Consider the following 1,109-nt stretch of genomic DNA (forward strand, 5'->3'; position numbering starts at 1 on the left):
GAGGTTGAGGACGGCGGCTCGTGTTTGGAGCCAGGCGTTGTTGTTGATGGTGCCTCGGTAGCGGAGCTGGCGGTTGCCGTGGTGGACGAGCCAGGCGACGGCGCGTTCGACGGGTGGCCGCCAGCGGCGGTAGTCGGCCTGCCAGGCGGGATCGGTGGCGGCCTGGTGACGGGCGGCGGCTTGGAGATTGTGGTGCGGGCGGATGGTCAGGACGCGTCCGGCTTTGGCCTTGGTGCACTGCTCGCGCAGCGGGCAGCTGGTGCACAGGTTTGCGAAGACGGCCCTGCGCTGGTGGTGGCGGCCGCCGGGCTGGGACAGGGCGACGGTGTGTCCTTGGGGGCAGGTCACGGTGGCTGCGGCGGTGTCGATGGCGAAGTCGTCGAGGGTGAAGCCGCCGGGGACGGCCGGCCGTAGCGGGGCGGGTTTGAGGAACAGCCGGTGTCCTGCCTGTTCCAGGGCCTGGCGGGCGTCGCCGGTGGAGTAGGCGGTGTCGCCGAAGGCATCCACCGGGGTGTCTTCCTCGGCGAGCAGTTCCAGGCCGACGGCTGCCTCGTGGTGCTCCGGTCCGGTCCCGGGCCGCAGGACGACGGCGGTGAATAACCCGGTCTCGGGCTCGACGGCGAGGTGGGCCTTGTATCCGTCCTGCTGGTGGGAGCGGGTCTTGTGGATGTGCCGGGATTCGGGGTCGACGGTGGAGATCATCCGGTCGCGGGCGGTGCCGTGGGTGATGCGCCAGCGTCCGTCGCGGCCGTCGGAGTCCTTCGCCGGCTCCACGTCCTGACCTGCGACCAGGGCGAGGATGCCCACCGCGTTCGCTGCCTTCTCGCCCAGTTCCCGCTCGGGCAGGTGCCCCAGCAGCCTGACCGCATCACCGACGAGAGCGTCGACCAGAGTCTCCCGGGCGGCCTGGTCGTTCCAGGCGATGCGGGGTTTGCCCGGGTCGCTGTAGTCATGGGCAGTGCACTGCACCGCAGCGACCTCGGCGCCGCCGGGCACTTCCCGGATCACCGCCCGGACAGCGGCGATGATCTGGGTGACGGTGTCCTGGGTGGCGACCGCGTCATCGAGCACGGTGGAATCGAGCGCCCGCCGATGCTTGCCCTTGAGTA

Annotated in this window: 1 protein-coding gene; it reads right to left on the minus strand. The window is 70.8% G+C overall.

Annotated elements, in window-relative coordinates:
- Positions 1-1,109, minus strand: a 1,109-nt coding sequence (locus ACZ4Z5_RS33360) for a transposase (RefSeq protein WP_468270036.1), incomplete at both ends; no start/stop codon positions are given.

The sequence above is a fragment of the Streptomyces sp. NPDC030222 genome (assembly GCF_055573115.1).